This window comes from Streptomyces capparidis (genome assembly GCF_054782095.1).
The window spans coordinates 393,746-411,546 of the sequence record NZ_BAAGTD010000001.1 but is presented as its reverse complement, the minus strand read 5'-3'; the positions used below and the strand labels follow the sequence as shown (position 1 = coordinate 411,546).

At 74.7% G+C, this 17,801-nt stretch carries 17 protein-coding genes; 5 read left to right on the top strand and 12 right to left on the bottom strand.

Annotation, left to right across the window (positions count from 1 at the left end):
- Window positions 1-31 precede the first annotated feature (31 nt).
- The 4 genes from hemC to ACYVO2_RS01860 all read right to left on the bottom strand — a co-directional run bounded on the left by hemC (window position 32) and on the right by ACYVO2_RS01860 (window position 4,036).
- On the bottom strand, window positions 32-1,024 hold the full coding sequence (gene hemC / locus ACYVO2_RS01875; RefSeq protein ID WP_461005717.1) for a hydroxymethylbilane synthase: 993 nt from the start codon (window positions 1,022-1,024) through the stop codon (window positions 32-34).
- Window positions 1,021-2,340: a glutamyl-tRNA reductase gene (locus ACYVO2_RS01870; protein WP_461005716.1), complete on the bottom strand. Its 1,320-nt coding sequence runs from the start codon at window positions 2,338-2,340 to the stop codon at window positions 1,021-1,023. Before ACYVO2_RS01870 ends, hemC begins: the two co-directional genes overlap by 4 nt.
- Window positions 2,337-3,179 (bottom strand): redox-sensing transcriptional repressor Rex, encoded by an 843-nt coding sequence (locus ACYVO2_RS01865; RefSeq protein ID WP_461005715.1) that lies wholly within the window; start codon window positions 3,177-3,179, stop codon window positions 2,337-2,339. The genes ACYVO2_RS01870 and ACYVO2_RS01865 overlap by 4 nt, the downstream gene beginning before the upstream one ends.
- A 131-nt stretch (window positions 3,180-3,310) precedes the next feature.
- The gene (locus tag ACYVO2_RS01860) at window positions 3,311-4,036 is read right to left on the bottom strand and encodes a 3'-5' exonuclease (protein WP_461005714.1); all 726 of its coding nucleotides are present in this window, start codon (window positions 4,034-4,036) and stop codon (window positions 3,311-3,313) included.
- Window positions 4,037-4,280: 244 nt separating this feature from the next.
- Between ACYVO2_RS01860 and ACYVO2_RS01855 the strand changes: the two genes are divergently transcribed.
- Window positions 4,281-5,081 (top strand): GNAT family N-acetyltransferase, encoded by an 801-nt coding sequence (locus ACYVO2_RS01855; RefSeq protein WP_461005713.1) that lies wholly within the window; start codon window positions 4,281-4,283, stop codon window positions 5,079-5,081.
- A gap of 71 nt (window positions 5,082-5,152) precedes the next feature.
- Here ACYVO2_RS01855 and ACYVO2_RS01850 read toward each other — a convergent pair whose 3' ends face one another.
- Window positions 5,153-5,425 carry a glutaredoxin family protein gene (locus ACYVO2_RS01850; RefSeq protein WP_461005712.1) on the bottom strand — a complete coding sequence of 91 codons (273 nt, stop codon included), beginning with the start codon at window positions 5,423-5,425 and terminating at the stop codon, window positions 5,153-5,155.
- 120 nt (window positions 5,426-5,545) lie between these two features.
- On the opposite strand from ACYVO2_RS01850, the gene ACYVO2_RS01845 reads away from it, so the two are divergent.
- The 3 genes from ACYVO2_RS01845 (at window position 5,546) to ACYVO2_RS01835 (ending at window position 9,660) form a co-directional block, all read left to right on the top strand.
- Window positions 5,546-6,505: an HAD family hydrolase gene (locus tag ACYVO2_RS01845; RefSeq protein ID WP_461005711.1), complete on the top strand. Its 960-nt coding sequence runs from the start codon at window positions 5,546-5,548 to the stop codon at window positions 6,503-6,505.
- Window positions 6,506-6,965: 460 nt separating this feature from the next.
- On the top strand, window positions 6,966-7,766 hold the full coding sequence (locus tag ACYVO2_RS01840) for an ECF subfamily RNA polymerase sigma factor, BldN family (protein WP_461005710.1): 801 nt from the start codon (window positions 6,966-6,968) through the stop codon (window positions 7,764-7,766).
- Between the two features lie 409 nt (window positions 7,767-8,175).
- A complete protein-coding gene (locus ACYVO2_RS01835; protein WP_461005709.1) occupies window positions 8,176-9,660 on the top strand; it encodes a DUF5667 domain-containing protein in 1,485 nt (494 codons plus the stop codon).
- A gap of 84 nt (window positions 9,661-9,744) precedes the next feature.
- Here the strand turns inward: ACYVO2_RS01835 and ACYVO2_RS01830 are convergent, their stop codons facing one another.
- From ACYVO2_RS01830 to ACYVO2_RS01800, 7 genes are all read right to left on the bottom strand, one after another.
- The gene (locus ACYVO2_RS01830; protein ID WP_461005708.1) at window positions 9,745-10,899 is read right to left on the bottom strand and encodes a lysophospholipid acyltransferase family protein; all 1,155 of its coding nucleotides are present in this window, start codon (window positions 10,897-10,899) and stop codon (window positions 9,745-9,747) included.
- Window positions 10,892-11,953, bottom strand: coding sequence for an NAD-dependent epimerase/dehydratase family protein (locus ACYVO2_RS01825; protein WP_461005707.1), 1,062 nt, complete (start codon window positions 11,951-11,953; stop codon window positions 10,892-10,894). The genes ACYVO2_RS01830 and ACYVO2_RS01825 overlap by 8 nt, the downstream gene beginning before the upstream one ends.
- Window positions 11,954-12,275: 322 nt before the next feature.
- Window positions 12,276-12,374, bottom strand: a complete 99-nt coding sequence (locus ACYVO2_RS01820) for a 30S ribosomal protein bS22 (protein ID WP_003948845.1) — start codon at window positions 12,372-12,374, stop codon at window positions 12,276-12,278.
- 169 nt (window positions 12,375-12,543) lie between these two features.
- A complete protein-coding gene (locus ACYVO2_RS01815; RefSeq protein ID WP_461005706.1) occupies window positions 12,544-12,753 on the bottom strand; it encodes a helix-turn-helix domain-containing protein in 210 nt (69 codons plus the stop codon).
- Window positions 12,754-12,880: 127 nt separating this feature from the next.
- Window positions 12,881-13,696 carry a phosphatase gene (locus ACYVO2_RS01810; protein WP_461005705.1) on the bottom strand — a complete coding sequence of 272 codons (816 nt, stop codon included), beginning with the start codon at window positions 13,694-13,696 and terminating at the stop codon, window positions 12,881-12,883.
- Between the two features lie 101 nt (window positions 13,697-13,797).
- Entirely contained in the window at window positions 13,798-14,970 is a 1,173-nt protein-coding gene (locus ACYVO2_RS01805) for an acetoin utilization protein AcuC (RefSeq protein WP_461005704.1), read from the bottom strand.
- A 47-nt stretch (window positions 14,971-15,017) separates the two neighbouring features.
- Entirely contained in the window at window positions 15,018-15,662 is a 645-nt protein-coding gene (locus ACYVO2_RS01800; RefSeq protein WP_461005703.1) for an HAD family hydrolase, read from the bottom strand.
- Between the two features lie 103 nt (window positions 15,663-15,765).
- Between ACYVO2_RS01800 and ACYVO2_RS01795 the strand changes: the two genes are divergently transcribed.
- Complete coding sequence (locus ACYVO2_RS01795) at window positions 15,766-17,766, top strand: S9 family peptidase (RefSeq protein ID WP_461005702.1); 2,001 nt, start codon at window positions 15,766-15,768, stop codon at window positions 17,764-17,766.
- The last annotated feature ends 35 nt before the right edge of the window (window positions 17,767-17,801 follow it).

Genomic DNA, 17,801 nt, shown 5'->3' with positions numbered 1-17,801 from the left:
CCGTGGGATTCGGGCTGGGCGGTGGTGGGGCTCAAAGTGCTCGCTCCCCCATCAGACCGGCTGCTCCCCTGGCGAGCATCGCGGCGGCGAGCTCACGGCCGAGGGCCGCGGCGGCGTCGCCCGACGCGGGGACAGTTCCGGTGGCGGACATCTGCACCAGCGAGCTGCCGTCGGCGAGGCCGACGACACCGCGCAGGCGCAGCTCGGTGACAGGCCCGTCGGCCCCGGTGCCGCGCTGCCCGCCCGCGGCGGGCGGCGCCACGGCGTCGGCCAGCGCGCCCACGGGGGCGGAGCAGCCGGCCTCCAGGGCGGCGAGCAGGGAGCGCTCCGCCGTGACGGCGGCCCGCGTGAGCGGGTCGTCGAGCACGGCGAGCGCGGCGATCAGCTCCGCGTCGGAGGCGGAGCACTCGATCGCCAGGGCCCCCTGGCCGGGGGCGGGCAGTACCACGTCGGTGTCCAGCACCTCGGCGGCGTCGTCCAGGCGGCCGAGCCGGGCGAGCCCGGCGCGGGCCAGGACCACGGCGTCGAGCTCACCGGAGCGCACATAGCCGATCCGGGTGTCGACGTTGCCGCGGATGGGCACCGTGGCGATCTCGGCGCCGTGGGCCAGCGCCCACGCGTTGAGCTGGGCCATCCGGCGCGGCGAGCCCGTGCCGACGCGGGCGCCGCGGGGCAGCTCGGCGAGCTTGCGGCCGTCGCGGGAGACCAGCACGTCGCGCGGGTCCTCCCGGCGGGGCACGGCCGCGAGGACCAGGCCGTCGGCGGGGGCGGTCGGCAGGTCCTTCAGGGAGTGCACCGCGAAGTCGATCCTGCCCTCCAGCAGGGCGTCGCGCAGTGCCGAGACGAACACGCCGGTGCCGCCGATGGTCGCCAGGTGCTCGCGGGAGGTGTCGCCGTAGGTGGTGATCTCCACGAGTTCCACGGGCCGGCCGGTCGCTGCGCTCACCGCCTCGGCGACCTGTCCGGACTGGGCCATCGCCAGCGCGCTGCGCCGGGTGCCCAGTTTGAGTGTGCTGTTGCTCATACCCGCCCTCGATTCGGGTCCCCGGTGTCGGCCCTGCTGATGGCGGTGACCGCCTGCGGGTCGAGGTCGAACAGTTCGCGCAGCGCGTCGGCGTACCCGGCGCCGCCGGGCTCGCCCGCCAGTTGCTTGACGCGCACGGTCGGCGCGTGCAGGAGCTTGTCCACCACGCGCCGCACGGTCTGGGTGATCTCCGCCCGGGCCTTGTCGTCCAGGCCGGGCAGCCGTCCGTCGAGCCGGGCCAGCTCGCTGCTGACCACGTCGGCCGCCATGGTGCGCAGGGCGACCACGGTCGGTGTGATGCGGGCGGCGCGCTGGGCGGCGCCGAACGCCTCGACCTCAGCGGAGACGATCCTGCGGGCCGAGTCCACGTCACCGGCGCCGGCCGCGGTGGACTCCTCGCCGGCCAGCAGCTCCAGGTCCACCAGGTGGGTGCCGGGCAGGCCGTGCACGGCGGCGTCCACGTCGCGGGGCATGGCCAGGTCGAGCAGCGCCAGCGGGCCGCCGCCGTCCCGCTCCGCCACGGCGGCGGCGACCGTGTCGCGGGTCAGCACCAGGCCGGTGGCGCCGGTGCAGGAGACGACGAGGTCGGTGCGGGCGAGCTCCCGGGGGACGTCCCCGAACGGCACGGCGCGCCCGCCCAGGCTCGCGGCCAGGCGCTCGGCGCGCTCCCGGGTGCGGTTGGCGATCACCAGCTCGGCGACCCCGGCGCGGGCCAGCGTGGTCGCGGCGAGCGAGCTCATCGAGCCGGCGCCGACGACCAGGGCGCGCAGGCCCGCCAGCTCCCCGACGACGCCGGCGAGCTGCTCCAGGCCGAAGGTGACCAGGGACTGCCCGGCCTTGTCGATGCCCGTCTCGCTGTGGGCGCGCTTGCCCACCCGCAGGCCCTGCTGGAACAGGTCGTTCAGGGCGCGGCCCGCGCTGTGCAGCTCCTGGGCGAGCCCGAGCGCCTCCTTGAGCTGCCCGAGGATCTGGCCCTCGCCGACGACCATGGAGTCCAGGCCGCACGCCACCGAGAACAGGTGGTGGACGGCGCGGTCCTCGTAGTGGACGTACAGGTGGGGGGTGAGCTCCTCCAGGCCGACGCCGCTGTGCTGGGACAGCAGCGTGGACAGCTCGGCCACCCCGGCGTGGAACTTCTCCACGTCGGCGTACAGCTCGACGCGGTTGCACGTGGACAGCAGCACGGCCTCGGTGACGGGCTCCGCCGCCAGCGCGTCCTGGAGCAGCTTGCCGCGCGCGTCGCCGGTCATGGCGGCGCGCTCCAGCACGCTCACGGGCGCTGAGCGGTGGCTGAGGCCGACGACGAGCAGGCTCATGCCGGCATCACGGCGGGGACGTCCCCGTCAGGGCCGGAGGACCGGCCGGTCTTCTTGGCGACGGCGGCCTTCACCGCCGCCTTGGCCGCCTTGGCGGGGCCCGCGATGGGGCCGGCCTTGTCGCCCGCGTCGCCGTCCGCCGCGCCCGCGCGCTCGGCGGCCGCGGCGACCGCGTCCTCGCCGGACTTGCGCTGCTCGTGGAAGGCCAGGATCTGGAGCTCTATGGACAGGTCGACCTTGCGCACGTCCACGCCGTCCGGGACGGACAGCACGGTGGGGGCGAAGTTCAGGATGCTGGTGACCCCGGCGGCGACCAGCCGGTCGCACACCTCCTGCGCCGCGCCCGCGGGGGTCGCGATGACGCCGATGGACACCTGGTTCTCCCGGATGATCGTTTCCAGTTCGTCGGTGTGCCTGATGGGCAGACCGGCGGTGATCCTTCCGGTCAGGGCCGGGTCCGCGTCGATGAGGGCGGCCACCCGGAAACCGCGCGACGCGAAGCCCCCGTAGTTGGCGAGGGCATGGCCAAGGTTTCCGATTCCGACGATGACGACCGGCCAGTCCTGGGTCAACCCCAGTTCCCTGGAGATCTGGTAGACGAGGTACTCGACGTCGTAGCCGACACCGCGGGTGCCGTACGAGCCGAGGTACGAGAAGTCCTTGCGGAGCTTGGCGGAGTTCACTCCGGCCGCCGCGGCGAGTTCCTCGGACGAGACGGTGGGTACGGATCGCTCCGACAGGGCGGTGAGCGCCCGTAGGTACAGCGGAAGGCGGGCCACCGTCGCCTCCGGGATTCCTCGGCTCCGGCTCGCCGGTCGGTGTGTACGGCCAGTTGCCACGATGCTCCTGCGGGTAGAGCTGGGCTGCGGGCGGCCGGTGTCCCTGGGGCCGTCCTGTGCACTGAAGGCTATGCCTTTGTGAACGCGTGCACAAAGATGGTGTCCGCTTTGTCCGAGGGAAGTGACGGGCATCACGCACCCCCTTTCGGCCGTGCGGGCACCATTCCCCCGGGCCGCGCGTTCCCTCCGAAACCCCACGTGGCGGCGCGGCGCACGGTGCGCGGCGCCCCCTGCGAGACCAGAGACGGCCATTGCAGCGCGGCCGCCTCGAGGAGTGCATGACTCCACGCGACCGGGCGACCCCGGCCGGAGCAGCCGGACAGCAGTTCGGCGCAGTGCCGCAGCAGCGCGGCGGTGGCGCGGGCGTCCCCGAGCGCGGTGTGCTCGGCGAAGCGGGGCAGCCCCGCGGCGGCGCAGCAGGCGCGCAGCGACAGGCCGTCCAGGGCGGGCAGGTGGTCGGCGGCGAGCCGCATCGTGCACAGGGTGGGGACGGCGGGCAGGGCCACGCCGACCCGGGCGTACTCGCCGACCAGGAAGCCCAGGTCGCAGGCGACGTGGTGGCCGACGAGCACCCGCCCGCGCAGCAGCCCGAGCAGATGCGCCGCGATCTCGGCGAACCGCGGGGCGCCGCCGACGTCGCCGGTCCCTATGCCGTGGATGTGGGTGGGGCCGACGGGCCCCCTGGGGTCGACCAGGGTGGCGAACTCCGCCTCGGGGCGGCACCGGTCGTCCAGCAGCACGACGGCGACCTCGAGCACGCGGTGCCGCCGGGGGCTGGGCCCCGTCGCCTCGAGGTCGACCACGGCGTAGCCCGCGCCCCCGGCCCCGGACGACTCGTGGCACCAGCCGGAGAGCACGTGCTCACACTCCTCACCGTGCCCCCCGGACGACAAAACTCCTGAATGGTATACGAACAATTATTCAAAGGTGAATACCACGACATGCCCGCGGCTTTCCCGGCCCGCGGCGGGGCTCGGGCGACGGGGAGGAGGCCGGGCGGTGAACGGGCGGCGCGGGCCCGGGGCACGGGGGGCCGGCGCGCCCGCGACACCTCCGGGAAAGGGCTGGCGCCACGGTGGCCGATACGGGTTTGCTGGCCGCGTGAGCGACTTGCTTGAACGCCTGGAGCGGTACTACGACGCGGTGCCGCGCGCCGCGGCGCGGGCGGAGGACATCGGCCCGCTGGTGCTGTTCGTGCGCGAGGGCGCCGGCTGGCCCTACTACGCCAGGCCGCGCCCGGACGCCGCGGGACCGGTGACCGCGGGCGACATCGCGGCGGTGCGGCTGCGGCAGCGGGCGCTGGGGCTGCCCGAGGCGTTCGAGTGGGTGGAGGAGACCGCCCCGTCCATGGCCGCCGCGGCCCGCGGGGCGGGGCTCGCCGTCCATCTGCACCCGCTGCTGGTGCTGGACCGGGACGCCTTCGCCCCGGTCCCCGCGCCCGCCCCGTTCCGGGTGCGCCGCGTCACCGCGGACGACACGGGGCTGCCCGCGGCGCAGGCCGTGGCCGCGGTGGCGTTCGCGCACCGGGGCACCCTGCCGGGGGCGGCCGGGGAGCGGGAGCGCGACCTGGCGGCGCTCGGCCTGCCGCCGGGATCGGTGGACGCCCTGCGGGAGCGGCTGCGCTCGGGCCGCACCGTGATGTACGCCGCGCACGGCCCGCAGGGACCGGTGGCCGTGGGCAGCCACCAGCAGGTGGGGGACGTCAGCGAGGTGGTGGGCGTGGGCACGCTGCCCGCCGCGCGGCGCGAGGGCCTGGCTGCCGCGGTCACCTCGGCCCTCGCCGGGGACGCCCTGGCGCGCGGCGCCGGTCTGGTGTTCCTCTCGGCGGACGGGGAGGCGGTGGCCCGCGTCTACGCCCGCCTGGGCTTCCGCAGGGCCGCCACGGCCGGCATCGCCGACTGAGGGCCGCCGCCGGGCGGGAGGGCTCGCCGCCGGGCCGGGGCGGCCCGGTCCGTGTGCGCCGGTGACCGCTCTCAGCCGCCCAGGGCCCGCCGCAGGCGCCGCTCGTCCACCCGCCAGAAGTCGTGCTGCTTTCCGTCCACCAGGGTGACCGGAATCTGCTCCCAGTACTTGCGGTGGAGTTCCTCGTCCTTGGTGATGTCGAGTTCCTCCCAGGGCACTCCCAGTTCCCCGGTCACCTTCTCCACGACCGCGCGGGCCTGGTCGCACAGATGGCAGTCCGGTTTTCCGATGAGCGTCACGGTGTGGTCGGAAGGGCTCTTGGCCCGGCGCAGGAAGGGTGTCACGGAATCGATTGTGCAATGCCCGCCGAACGCGGCGCCGGGCGATCGGCCGACACGGGGAGTTCACGGCTTCGCACCCGGGCGTCACCGGCATGGGGACGGTGACTGGTTATGCTCGCGAGTATGGCCGTGCTGCGAAGGCTCACTCCACGCAAATGGTCCGTCAGCGCACGGACCAGACTGGCGGGCGAGGCCGCCGCCGAGGCCGCGCGCGCCACCGCGCGGGAGGGCGGCGAGGCCGCCGCGCGCCGGGAGGAGGCCGAACGCCGGGAGGACGCCGCCCCCGAGGAGCGGTTCCCGGTCGCGGGCGACCCGCGGGCCGCCGCGTTCTTCGACCTCGACAACACGGTGATGCAGGGCGCGGCGATATTCCACCTGGGCCGCGGCCTGTACAAGCGCGACTTCTTCCACAAGCGCGACCTGCTGCGCTTCGCCTGGCAGCAGACGTGGTTCCGGCTCGCCGGGTCCGAGGACCCCGAGCACATCCAGGACGCCCGCGACAGCGCGCTGTCGATCATCAAGGGGCACCGCGTCGAGGAGCTCATGGCCATCGGCGAGGAGATCTACGACGAGTACATGGCCGGCCGGATCTGGCCGGGCACCCGCGCGCTGGCCCAGGCCCACCTGGACGCCGGGCAGCGGGTGTGGCTGGTGACGGCCGCCCCCGTGGAGACCGCCTCCATCATCGCCCGCCGGATGGGCCTGACCGGGGCGCTCGGCACCGTCTCGGAGACGATCGACGGGGTGTACACCGGCCGCCTGGTCGGCTCGATGCTGCACGGGCCCGCCAAGGCGGAGGCGGTGCGGGCGCTGGCCAGGGCCGAGGGCCTGGACCTGTCGCGCTGCGCCGCCTACAGCGACTCGGCCAACGACATACCCATGCTCTCCCTGGTCGGCCACCCGTACGCGATCAACCCGGACTCGGCGCTGCGCCGCCACGCCAGGGAGCACGGCTGGCGGCTGCGCGACTACCGGACGGGCCGTAAGGCGGCGAAGATCGGCATCCCCGCCGCGGCCGGGGTCGGCGCGGTCGCGGGCGGCGCCGCCGCGGCGGTGGCCCTGCGCGACCGCCGCCGCCGCTGAGCGGACGCCCGGACGGAGGTCCGCTGGCCCCGCGAGGGCGGAGCCGGCGGCGCCGGGCCTGCGGCACGGGCTCGGTGTCCGGGGACGGGGCACGAAGTCCGGGAGCGGCGCGGAACGGCGCGTGGCAATTGCCGGACGGGACAGAGGTGGTACGCACCGGCGCGCGTTGTTCGTTCGCACTCATTCCGCGCGCCGGGCGCGCCGTTTCCCCTCGATTCGCCCGCAACCCCAAAATCGACCGGACTCGTACATGAAGTGGTCAGATCCCAGCGGACATCTGATACTTGACCCGCCGCCAATGCATAACTGTCCGAGCGGAACCGGCGAATTCGGCAACTCGGTGTAGTGTCGCCTGTACGAAGCGTTATTCTCCTCTGACGCACGCCGGTACCCACGCGTCCCTACGACGGGTGAACGGTCCCGTACTGCACGTGATGGAAGTTCTGCCTCTGGGAGTCCCGTGTACCCACACGTCGGGGTTGACGCCTCAGGTTTGGCTGCGCTGCGCGCACTGGTGTACCACCGCCTGTGCCAGCTCGTCCCCGCGTTCGCCGAACCCGCCTTCGCCCCCGCACCTGTCCCCGCACCCATCTCCGCAGGCCCCGTCTACGCCATGGCCAACCCGGCCGTGGGCGTCGCGACCCGCACCCGCACCTCCTCCGCGCGGGAGCGCGGCGCCGGGCACCCGTCCCGGCGCCCCGGCGCGGAGGGCGACAGCCACCGGATGATGGGCCTCGTGGAGCGCGCCCAGCAGGGCGAGGCCGAGGCCTTCGGCGAGCTGTACGACCACTACTCCGAGACGGTCTACCGGTACATCTACTACCGCGTCGGCGGCCGGGCGACCGCGGAGGACCTCACCAGCGAGACCTTCCTGCGCGCCCTGCGCCGCATCGGCACCTTCACCTGGCAGGGCCGCGACTTCGGCGCCTGGCTGGTCACGATCGCGCGCAACCTGGTGGCGGACCACTTCAAGTCCAGCCGGTTCCGCCTGGAGGTCACCACCGGGGAGATGCTCGACGCGAACGAGGTCGAGCCGAGCCCGGAGGACTCGGTGCTGGAGCGGCTGTCGAACGACGCGCTGCTCCAGGCCGTCCGCAGGCTCAACCCGCAGCAGCAGGAGTGCGTGACGCTGCGGTTCCTCCAGGGCCTCTCGGTGGCGGAGACGGCCCGGGTGATGGGCAAGAACGAGGGCGCGATCAAGACCCTCCAGTACCGCGCGGTCAGGACCCTGGCCAGACTGCTGCCCGACGACGCCCGCTGAGCGCCGCGCCGCCCGGGGGGCGGCGCCGCGAGGGCCGGTCCGAATGGTCCACCCGCACGGTCCACCCACGCCGCGGACCACGCTCGCGGACCGCGGCGCGCCCGCAAGGGCCGGCCGGAGGGCGGAAGAGGGACGAACGGGCATTCCGGTCACATCATCATGCCTGCGTAACCCGAGTGGCACGCTGCTCGTTTCAAGCGGTGGAAGCCCCGCACGGGCCCGTGGTCCATCGCTGTCCGAGCCCTGACTCCGAGCCCCGGCCGAGCCACCCGAACCGTTGGATCCACCGCTGAACCAACCGTGCGCGCGGAATCGCCGTATCACTCGAACGAGTGGCGTAGCAGTGACTGTGCAACCCTTCGGCCGTATGCGGGTGTCGAAGGCGTGAACGAGAGAGGAGGTGCCGCCCGTGGTCGCCAACGCGACAACGCACCGGCGGGCGAACGCCTTCGCCCAAGCCTTGGACGCCCAGGCGCAGGACGACCGGGCCGCGGACGCCCCGGCGCGCGACACCCGCCCCGACGGGGCCGGGGAGCGCGACGCCGAGGCCCCGGGCGCTCCGGAGCCGCCGGACTCCCCCGGCCCGCGGTCCCGGACCCGCGCCGCGCGGGCCGCGCAGGACAGGGCCGCACAGGACGGGGCCGCGGGGGAAGGAACCGCTCAGAACGGGGCCGCGGGGGACGGCGGGGCCCGCCGGTCCGGCGGCGCCGAGGAGCCGTCCGGCCGCAGCGACCGCAGGCGGGGCGCCCGCCCCGCCCAGGGTGCCGACGCCCTCCAGGAGCGCATGCTGACCGTTGCGCGGGCCCTGTCCGACCTTCCCTCGCCCAGCCTCGACCCGGACATCAAGGCGGCGCAGCGGGCCCGCCTGGTGGCCGCGGCCCAGGAGGCGGCGGGCGGCGCTCCCGCGGCGGGCTCGGGCGTGCCCGAGCCCCGCGACGGCCGGCGGCCCCACGGCCAGCTCGCCGGTTCCGCCGCCCGGCTCGGCAGGCTGCGGCCCAGGTCCCGCTGGGGCCGCGGGCTCGCCGTCAGCGGCCTGGCCGTCGGGGTGGCCGCGGGCGGGCTCAGCGGCGCCGCGGTGGCCAGCTCCGACGCGCTGCCGGGCGACACCCTCTACGGCCTCAAGCGCAGCATGGAGGATCTCCGCCTGACCATGGCGGACGACGACACCGACCGCGGCGAGGTCTACCTCGACATGGCCTCCACCCGGCTGAAGGAGGCCCGCCGCCTGATGGACCGGGCCAAGTCCGGCCCCCTGGACGAGGACCAGCTCGGCGACGTCCGCCGCGCCCTGTCCGGCATGCACGACGAGGCCGCCCGCGGGCACGACCTGCTCAGCCGCGCCTACCAGCAGGGCGGCTCGCTCCAGCCGATCGAGAAGCTGGCCTCGTTCTCCGACACCCAGCGCCGCCACTGGTCCGAGCTGAGCCCGCTGCTGCCCGAGCAACTCTCCCAGATCAGGGACAACGTCTCCTCGGTGCTCGACGCCATAGAGCAGGACGTCATCCCGCTGCGCGCGCTGCTGCCCGTCCAGCCGCGCCAGGAGGCCACCGTCGAGGGCGGCGGCACGCCCGCGGTGAACGGCCGCGAGACGGCCCGCGGAAAGCGCTCCGGGCCGTCCGCGCCGGCCCCCAGCACCGCCCCCGCGGACCGCAGCACGCCGCCGCGCGTGGAGAGCGAGCGCCAGTCCAGCCCGCCGCTCGGCGAGAAGCCGGAGGAGGGCCTGCTCGGCGGCCTCGGGCTGCCGATCGGTGAGGGCCCGCCGAAGCCGAGCGGCAGCACCTCCCCGCCGGAGCGGGAGCGGGAGCGGGCCCCGGAGGGGGAGATCACCCTGCCCCCGCTGCTGCCCGACCTGCTGCCGGATCTCGGCCTGGGCGGCGGCAGGACGGACGGCTGACGACCCCGCCGGGACACACCGCGCGGGGGCCTGCCCTCGCAGACCGGGGGCGGCCCCCGCGCGTGGTCGGCAGAGCAGCGGTGGTCAGAAGAACACCGACCGCCGCTGCACCAGCAGCCGGTACAGGGTGTGCTGGATGGTCTCGCGGACCTGGTCGGTCAGGTTGAACACCAGCATCGGGTCCTCGGCGGCCTCCGGCGGGTGGTCGGCCGTCGGGATCGGCTCGCCGAACTCGATGGTCCACTTCGTCGGCAGCGGCACCGCGCCCAGCGGCCCGAGCCACGGGAAGAACGGCGTCACCGGGAAGTACGGGAACCCGAACAGGCGGGCCAGGGTGCGGGAGTTGGCGATCATCGGGTAGATCTCCTCGGCTCCGACGATCGAGCACGGCACGATCGGCACGCCGGTGCGCAGCGCCGTCGAGACGAACCCGCCCCGGCCGAACCGCTGGAGCTTGTACCGCTCGGAGAACGGCTTGCCGAGCCCCTTGAAGCCCTCCGGCATCACCCCGACGACCTCGCCCCGCTCCAGCAGCCGCTGGGCGTCCTCCGCGCAGGCGAGGGTGTGCCCGGCCTTGCGGGCGAGCTCGTTGACGACCGGCAGCACGAACACCAGGTCGGCGGCGAGCAGCCGCAGGTGACGGCCGTTGGGGTGGTGGTCGTGGACGGCGACCTGGGTCATCAGCGCGTCCAGCGGCAGGGTCCCGGAGTGGTTGGCGACGACGAGCGCGCCCCCGGTGTCGGGGATGTTCTCGATGCCGCGCACCTCCACCCGGAAGTAGTCGTTGAACAGCGGCCGCATGACCGACATCAGCACCTGGTCGGTCAGTTCCGGATCGAAACCGAACTCGTCCACCTCGTAGTCGCCGGTGATCCTGCGGCGCAGGAAGGCGAGCCCGGAGGCGATGCGCCGCTCCCACGACCCGCCGAGCAGCCGGTCCGCGGCCTCGGCGAGCGCGCCGGTGAGGGCCTCGGCGAACGCGTCGGCCAGCGCCCCCGCGCCGACGCCCGCCGGGTCGCCGTCCGCGCCGGGCCCGGCCTGGTACGGCGGCGCGCCCGGCCCGCCCTGCTCCGGCGGGGCGACGTGCGGCAGCGGCAGCGGCGTCGGCGGGGTGACGCCGTCCGGCCCGGCGGGCCGCGGCCGCGCTGGGGCGGGGCGCGCCGCCGAGCCGCGTGAGGCGCCGGCCGCCCGTCGTCCGCGGCCGTCCTCGTCGAACGGGATGACCTTCGCGTCAGCCATGTCGGGTGTACTCCTTGCGGGCGATCGCGGGCGGCAGGAGGTCGGCGAGCCGGTCCACGGCCCCGGCCAGGCGCTCGGGCGGCAGCAGGCCGGGGCCGCGGCCGCGGGCGAAGTCGCCGAAGGCCTCCGCCGTGCTGTAGCGGGGGGTGAAGCCGAGGGTCTCGCGCATCTGGGTGGTGTCCACGACCCTGCCGTGCGTCAGCAGGCGGATCTGCTCCGGCGAGAAGTCGGTGAAGCGCACGGCGCGCATGAACTGGCCGAGTCCGGTGATGGCGGGCAGCAGCACGGGCACGGTGGGCCGCCCCAGGCGCCTGGCGCACTGGGACAGCAGCAGCACGCCGTCCCCGGCGATGTTGAAGGTGCCCGCGTTGAACGTGCCGCGGCGCGGCTGGAGGCAGCACAGGCGCAGCACGTCCACCACGTCGTCCTCGTGCACGAACTGGAGCCTGGGGTCGTAGCCGATGACGGTGGGCAGGACGGGCAGGCAGAAGTAGTCGGCGAGCGGGGTGCCGCCGGCCGCGCCGAGGATGTTGGCGAAGCGCAGCACGGTGACGGCGACGTCGGGGCGGCGGCGGGCGAAGCCGCGCACATAGCCCTCGACCTCGCAGGCGTCCTTGGCGAACCCGCCGGTCGGCAGCGCCTTGGGCAGCATGGTCTCGCTGAAGACGGCCGGGTCGCGGGGCGCGGAGCCGTAGACGCTGGTGGTGGACTTCACCACCAGGCGGCGCACGGCCGGCGACTTCTGGCACGCACCGAGCAACTGCATGGTGCCGATGACGTTGGTCTCCTTCACCGCCGCGCGGCCACCGGAGCTCAGCGGGGTGCCGCTGACGTCCATGTGGACGACCGTGTCGGCGCCGGTCTCGGCGAGCACCTTGGCGATCAGCGGGTGCCTGATGTCCGCGCGCACGAACTCGGCGCGGCCCAGGGAGTGCTCCGGCGTCACCACGTCCACGCCGACCACCCGGTCGATGTCCGGCTCGCGCTGGATGTGGCGGATGAACCGCCCGCTCAGATGCCGTGCGGCTCCGGTGACGAGTACGACCGATCCCATCCGCGCCCCTTCCTGGCGGTGCCGCTGCCCCCGGACGGCACCGTACCGGCTCCCGGCCGCGACACGCCGGTGCCGCCGCCCGGTGCGCCTACCCACGGCCGGGCCGGCGTCACCCGGGGTTGGCGGGGAGTTTCCCGGGATGCGGTGGGATGGGGGCGGAAGGCGGCGGCCTGCGGCTGGGGCGGGAAACGCCACCGCCCGCCACTCGGGGCCACCGGAGCGGTGGACCGAGTGACGGGCGGCCGGCCTGAAGAAGCCTCGCCCCGCCGCGGCGGGTGCGGTCCCTGCGGGTGCGGAACCGCGGTCTGCCCCGCGGCGCCGCCTACTTCTTGTTGCGACGCTGCACGCGCGTGCGCTTGAGCAGCTTGCGGTGCTTCTTCTTGGCCATACGCTTGCGGCGCTTCTTGATGACAGAGCCCACGAATACCCTCGCTCACTGAATCACCCCGCACCCGCGGGGATACGTTCCGGATCCACTGGGTTGCGGCGCCGGATCACTCGGTGCGGGGCGTCCGAGCCCACACGACCTACGTCGGCTTAGCCTACCCGCCCCGAATGCTCCGGCGTTAACGAGGGCCCTGATGCCGCGGTTAAGCCGTGTCCGCCCCCACATAGGACTCGCGGAGGTAGTCGTGCACTGCCTGTTCTGGGACCCGGAAGGAACGCCCCACCCGGATCGCGGGCAGATGACCGCTGTGCACCAATCGGTACACGGTCATCTTGGACACTCGCATCACCGTCGCCACTTCGGCGACGGTCAGAAAGACGACCTCGTTCAGAGGCCTCTGGTCAGAAGCCATGAGACACCGAACCTTTCGCACGTGACGGGCACCGGCTTCCCCTCCGGTGACTCCTGCACGCACGTGCGCTTGCTCCCAGAGTAGATGCAGGTGGTACTAGTGGGGAAGAGGAGCCACGTTCGGCTGCCTACTGTGACAGACACGCTCGATTGAGTACATAACGAGTAAGCGGTCGGTAGTAGTCGGATCGCACAGCGTCATCAAGCGGGACGGTCACCGCGATACGGCCCTCGGCCTCACCGACGAACAGCGCCGGGTCGTTGGTGTCGCCGAGCCCCACCGTGTCAATACCCAACTGACCTGCGCCGCAGACCCAGCCGTGGTCGCCGACCACCAGTTCGGGCAGCGGCTCGCCGCTCTCCGCCAGGGCTCCGAGGGCGGCGCGCACGGGAAGCGGCGAGTGGGTGTGCGCCGGTGGCGCCGCGCCGGTGGGGCGCGCTACGGCAACGCGCACCAATGCAACAGCTCGTACGTAGTCGAGTACATGCGCCAGTACGCCGAAACGCGTCGCCATGTGGACGGTGCGGCCCCTGGCGGGGGTGAGCACCGGGCAGCCCGCGGCGGCGAGGCCGGCGGCGAGGGCCGCGTAGAAGCCGAGCAGGCGCTCCGGGTGGCCGGTGCCGAACAGGACGGGCTCCCGCCCGGCGGCGGCCCTGGCGAGGCGCGCGGCGAAGGCGTCGAGGGCGGCGAGGGTGCGCTCCGGGTCGATCGTGTCCGGGCCCCTGAGGTACTCCGGGTCGGGTGAGACCCCGCACCTGGCCGCCATCAGGCGCAGCACCGCCGCCTCGTCCCAGGGGCGGACCGGGTCGAGGCCGAAGAGGACCCGGGGGTCCCGGGCGGCGAGCAGGCGGTAGCTGCGGAGGCTCCGCTCGCGCGGGGTGGCGACCTGGCCGGCGATGCGGGTGGCGAGGAGGTGCTCCCGGAGCCGTTCGCGACTGGGCACGGGGGCATTCTGGCGGGCGGAATGGGGGGTTCGTGGGGGGTTGGGGAAATTGGCGGGAGTGGATGCGGTGAGTGGGCGCGCCTAGAGGTGGTCCGCCGGGGTCAGGGCAGGAGGCCGTGGAGGGGGAAGGTGGCGCGGCGGGTGGCGAGGATGGACTGGTCCAGGCGGTCGGCCGGGTCGTAGCCGCCGTCCTCGAAGGAGCGGACGTGCGGGGTGCGGCCGTCCGTCATGCGCTGGGGCGCGGACATGCGGGTGCGGCGGTAGACCTCCTGCCGCCACTCCTGCGGGGTCTCGGTCAGCGGGTCGATCGGCGCTCCCGCCGCGATGGCCACCAGGTGGGCCCAGCTTCGCGGCACGACGTCCACCACGGCGTACCCGCCGCCGCCGAGGGCGACCCAGCGGCCCTGCGCGTGCTCGTGGGCCAGGTCGTGGCAGGCCGCGGCGACCGCCCGCTGCGCGTCGAGGCTGACCGCGAGGTGGGCCAGCGGGTCCTCGGCGTGGGTGTCGGCGCCGTGCTGGGTGACCAGCACCTGCGGGCGGAACGCGGCGAGCAGCTCGGGCACCACCGCGTGGAAGGCGCGCAGCCAGCCGTCGTCGCCGGTGCCCGCGGGCAGCGCCACGTTGACGGCCGAGCCCTCCGCGTCGGGCCCGCCGGTCTCCTCGGGCCAGCCGGTCTGCGGGAACAGGGTGCGGGGGTGCTCGTGCAGGGAGATCGTCAGCACCCTGGGGTCGTTCCAGAAGGCGTGCTGCACGCCGTCGCCGTGGTGGACGTCGACGTCCACGTAGGCCACCCGCTCCGCGCCGGCCTCCAGCAGGCGGGCGACGGCCAGGGCGGCGTCGTTGTAGACGCAGAACCCGGCGGCCCGGTCCGGCATGGCGTGGTGCAGCCCGCCGGCGAAGTTCACCGCGTGCGGATGGGTGCCCCGCCAGACCGTCTCGGCCGCGGCCACGGAGAGCCCGGCGATCAGCGCGGACACCTGGTGCATCCCGGGGAACGCCGGGTCGTCCACCGTGCCCAGGCCCCGGTGCCGGTCGGCGTGGTCGGGGTCGGCCGAGGCGGCGCGCACCGCCTCGATGTAGGCGGCGTCGTGGACCAGCCGGAGCGTGGAGTCGCCCGCGGCGGGCGCCGTGCGGACGTCCACCGCGGAGCCTAGGCCGAAGGACTCCACCAGGCGCATGGTCAGGGCCAGGCGGACGGGGTCCATCGGATGGCCGGGCCCGAAGTCGTACCCGGTCACGGCCTCGTCCCACATCAGCTTCGCGCCGCACGTCATGGGGCCACGGTATCGGGCGGCCCGCGCGCGGGCGGGGCGGGCGGCGCTCAGGCCAGCAGGCCCGGCAGGTCCTCCGGGTCGGTGAACAGGGCGGTGGCCCTCGCCAGGCGTCGCGCCGGGGTGACCGCCGCGTACCCGTACACGTCCATCCCCGCCGCGACGGCCGCGTCCACCCCGAGGGGGCTGTCCTCCACCACCGCGCAGCCCGCCGGGTCGGCGCCCATGGCGCGGGCCGCGTGCAGGAACAGGTCGGGGGCGGGCTTGCCGCGGGCCACGTCCTGGGCGCTGAAGATCCGCTCCTCGGGGAAGTGCGCGGCGATCCCGGCCAGGCGCAGCGAGGCCCGGATGCGGGGGTGGGCGGAGGAGGACGCCAGGCAGTACGGCACCCCGTCGGCGTCGAGCTTCTCCAGCACCCGGGGCATGCCGGCGACGGGGCGCAGCCCGGTCTCGAACGCGGCCACGGTGCGGGCGAGCAGCTCGGCCTCGAAGCCGCCGGGGAGGGCACGCCCGGAGCGCTCGCCGACGACTTCCCTGATCCGGGACACGGAAGAGCCCAGGAAGTCCCGCAGGGACTCCTCGTGGCTGGTGGGGTGGCCGAGCTCGGTGAGGTACGCCGCCAGCACCCGGTTGGCGATCGGCTCGCTGTCCACCAGCACACCGTCGTTGTCGAAAATGATCAGGTCGTAGCGCATCCGGTCACTGTAGGGCGCGCTTCGCGGTGGGAGTGCGCCCGCGCACGTGGGGGAACCGTGGACGCCCTACTCGGCGCGCGCCGTGCGCGGCAGGATGACGGCCATGGCTGATACGACCGTCTTCCACGACCTGTCCTCGTTCGTGGCCCTGCCGAGACCGGCCGGGCTCGCGCTGTCCCCGGACGGCGCCCGGCTGGTCACCGGCGCGGCGGAGCTGTCGGCCGACGGCACCCGCCTGGTGCCCGCGCTGTGGGAGGTGGATCCCTCGGGCCGGCGGGAGGCCGTGCGGCTCACCCGCTCCGAGCAGGGTGAGACGGCGCCCGCGTTCCTGCCGGACGGCTCGCTGCTGTTCCTCTCCGCCAGGCCCGACCCCGGGCGGCAGGGGGAGCGCGCGGGCGCGGGTGGGAGGGCGCTGTGGCGGCTGCCCCCGCGCGGGGAGGCGCTGCCGGTGCTGGCGCGGGCGGGCGGAGTCGCCGGGTACGCGGTGGCGCGGGACTCCGGGCACGTCGCGTTCGCGGCGTCGCTGATGCCCGGCGCGCAGGACGACGAGGACGACGCCGAGCGGCGGGCGGCCCGGGAGAAGGCGAAGGTGTCGGCGATCCTGCACGAGGCGGGCCCGGTGCGGTACTGGGACGCCGACCTCGGGCCCGGGGTGCCGCACGTGTTCGTCACGCACCCGCAGGCGGCCGGGGAGCCCGTGGACGCCGGGGAGCGCGGCCAGATAGCCGAGGGCATCGCGGTCTCGCCCGACGGGGCGCACGTCGCCTACACGGCGTTCACCGGACGGCTGCCGGAGGACCAGGGCACCGCGGTGGTGGTGGCCGACGCCGCGACCGGCGAGCGGCTGCGGGTGCTGGCCTCGCCCGACCACGACTTCAGCGAGCCCGCGTTCACCGCCGACGGCCGCGCCGTGGTGTGCGTGCGCAGCACCCGGCCGACCTGGGAGGCGTCCGGGGACGTCACCCTGTGGCGGCTCGACCTGGACGGCGACCCGGGCGGGCGGGACCTCACCCCGGGCTTCGGCCAGTGGCCCGGGTCGCCGGTGCCCTGCCCCGGCGGGGACGTGCTGTTCACCGCGGACGAGCTCGGCCACCGGCCCGTGTTCCGGGTCGCGCCCGACGGCGCCGTCACCCGGCTCACCGCGTCCGGCGCCTACGGCGACGTGGTGGTCTCCCCGGACGGGGCGGCGGTGTACGCGCTGCGCTCCACCGTGGACTGCCCGCCGGTGCCGGTGCGCCTGAGCGCGTACGAGGCCGACCAGGAGCCGGTGCCGCTGAAGGCCCCCGGCGGTCCGGTCGCGCTGCCCGGCTCGCTCACCGAGGTGCACGCCACCGCGGACGACGGGGCGGACCTGCGCGGCTGGCTGGTGCTGCCCGACGGCGCGGCGCGGGACCGGCCGGCGCCGCTGCTGGTGTTCGTGCACGGCGGCCCGCAGACGAGCTGGAACTCCTGGCACTGGCGGTGGAACCCGTGGCCGGCCGCCGCCCGCGGCTACGCGGTGCTGCTGCCCGACCCGGCGCTGTCCACCGGCTACGGGCAGCGCCACCACCAGCGGGGCTGGAGCGGGTGGGGGCAGCAGCCGTACCGGGACCTGATGGCGCTCACCGACGCGGCGCAGGCCAGGCCGGACATCGACGGCTCGCGCTCCGGGCTGCTCGGCGGGTCGTACGGCGGGTACATGGCCAACTGGGTGGCGGGGCAGACCGACCGGTTCCGGGCGATCGTCTCCCACGCCAGCCTGTGGAACCTCAGCGGCTTCGCCGGGGACACCGACACACCGGGCGCCTTCGTCCGGATCTTCGGGGATCCGCTGGAGCGGCGGGAGAGGTACGAGGAGAACTCACCGCACCTGCACGCCAGGAAGATCACCACACCGATGCTGGTGATCCACGGGGCGCGGGACTACCGGGTGCCGGTCGGGGAGGCCATCGCGCTGTGGAACGACCTGCTGCGGTTCGAGGTCCCGGCGATGTACCTGTACTTCCCGGACGAGCACCACTGGGTGCTGTCCCCGAACAACGCGCGGATCTGGTACTCGACGGTGCTGAACTTCCTGGACCACCACGTGCTGGGGAGGCAGTGGCAGCGGCCGGAACTGCTGTGAGGCCGGAGCCGCCGTGAGGGGCGCGGGTCGGCCGG

What these genes read in the sequence shown, in the direction of transcription:
- ACYVO2_RS01800 (WP_461005703.1), bottom strand. Translation starts at nt 15,662, where the DNA reads ATGCGCTACGACCTGATCATTTTCGACAACGACGGTGTGCTGGTGGAC.
- ACYVO2_RS01795 (WP_461005702.1), top strand. Translation starts at nt 15,766, where the DNA reads ATGGCTGATACGACCGTCTTCCACGACCTGTCCTCGTTCGTGGCCCTG.
- hemC (WP_461005717.1), bottom strand. Translation starts at nt 1,024, where the DNA reads ATGAGCAACAGCACACTCAAACTGGGCACCCGGCGCAGCGCGCTGGCG.
- ACYVO2_RS01845 (WP_461005711.1), top strand. Translation starts at nt 5,546, where the DNA reads ATGGCCGTGCTGCGAAGGCTCACTCCACGCAAATGGTCCGTCAGCGCA.
- ACYVO2_RS01830 (WP_461005708.1), bottom strand. Translation starts at nt 10,899, where the DNA reads ATGGCTGACGCGAAGGTCATCCCGTTCGACGAGGACGGCCGCGGACGA.
- ACYVO2_RS01815 (WP_461005706.1), bottom strand. Translation starts at nt 12,753, where the DNA reads ATGGCTTCTGACCAGAGGCCTCTGAACGAGGTCGTCTTTCTGACCGTC.
- ACYVO2_RS01825 (WP_461005707.1), bottom strand. Translation starts at nt 11,953, where the DNA reads ATGGGATCGGTCGTACTCGTCACCGGAGCCGCACGGCATCTGAGCGGG.
- ACYVO2_RS01805 (WP_461005704.1), bottom strand. Translation starts at nt 14,970, where the DNA reads ATGACGTGCGGCGCGAAGCTGATGTGGGACGAGGCCGTGACCGGGTAC.
- ACYVO2_RS01870 (WP_461005716.1), bottom strand. Translation starts at nt 2,340, where the DNA reads ATGAGCCTGCTCGTCGTCGGCCTCAGCCACCGCTCAGCGCCCGTGAGC.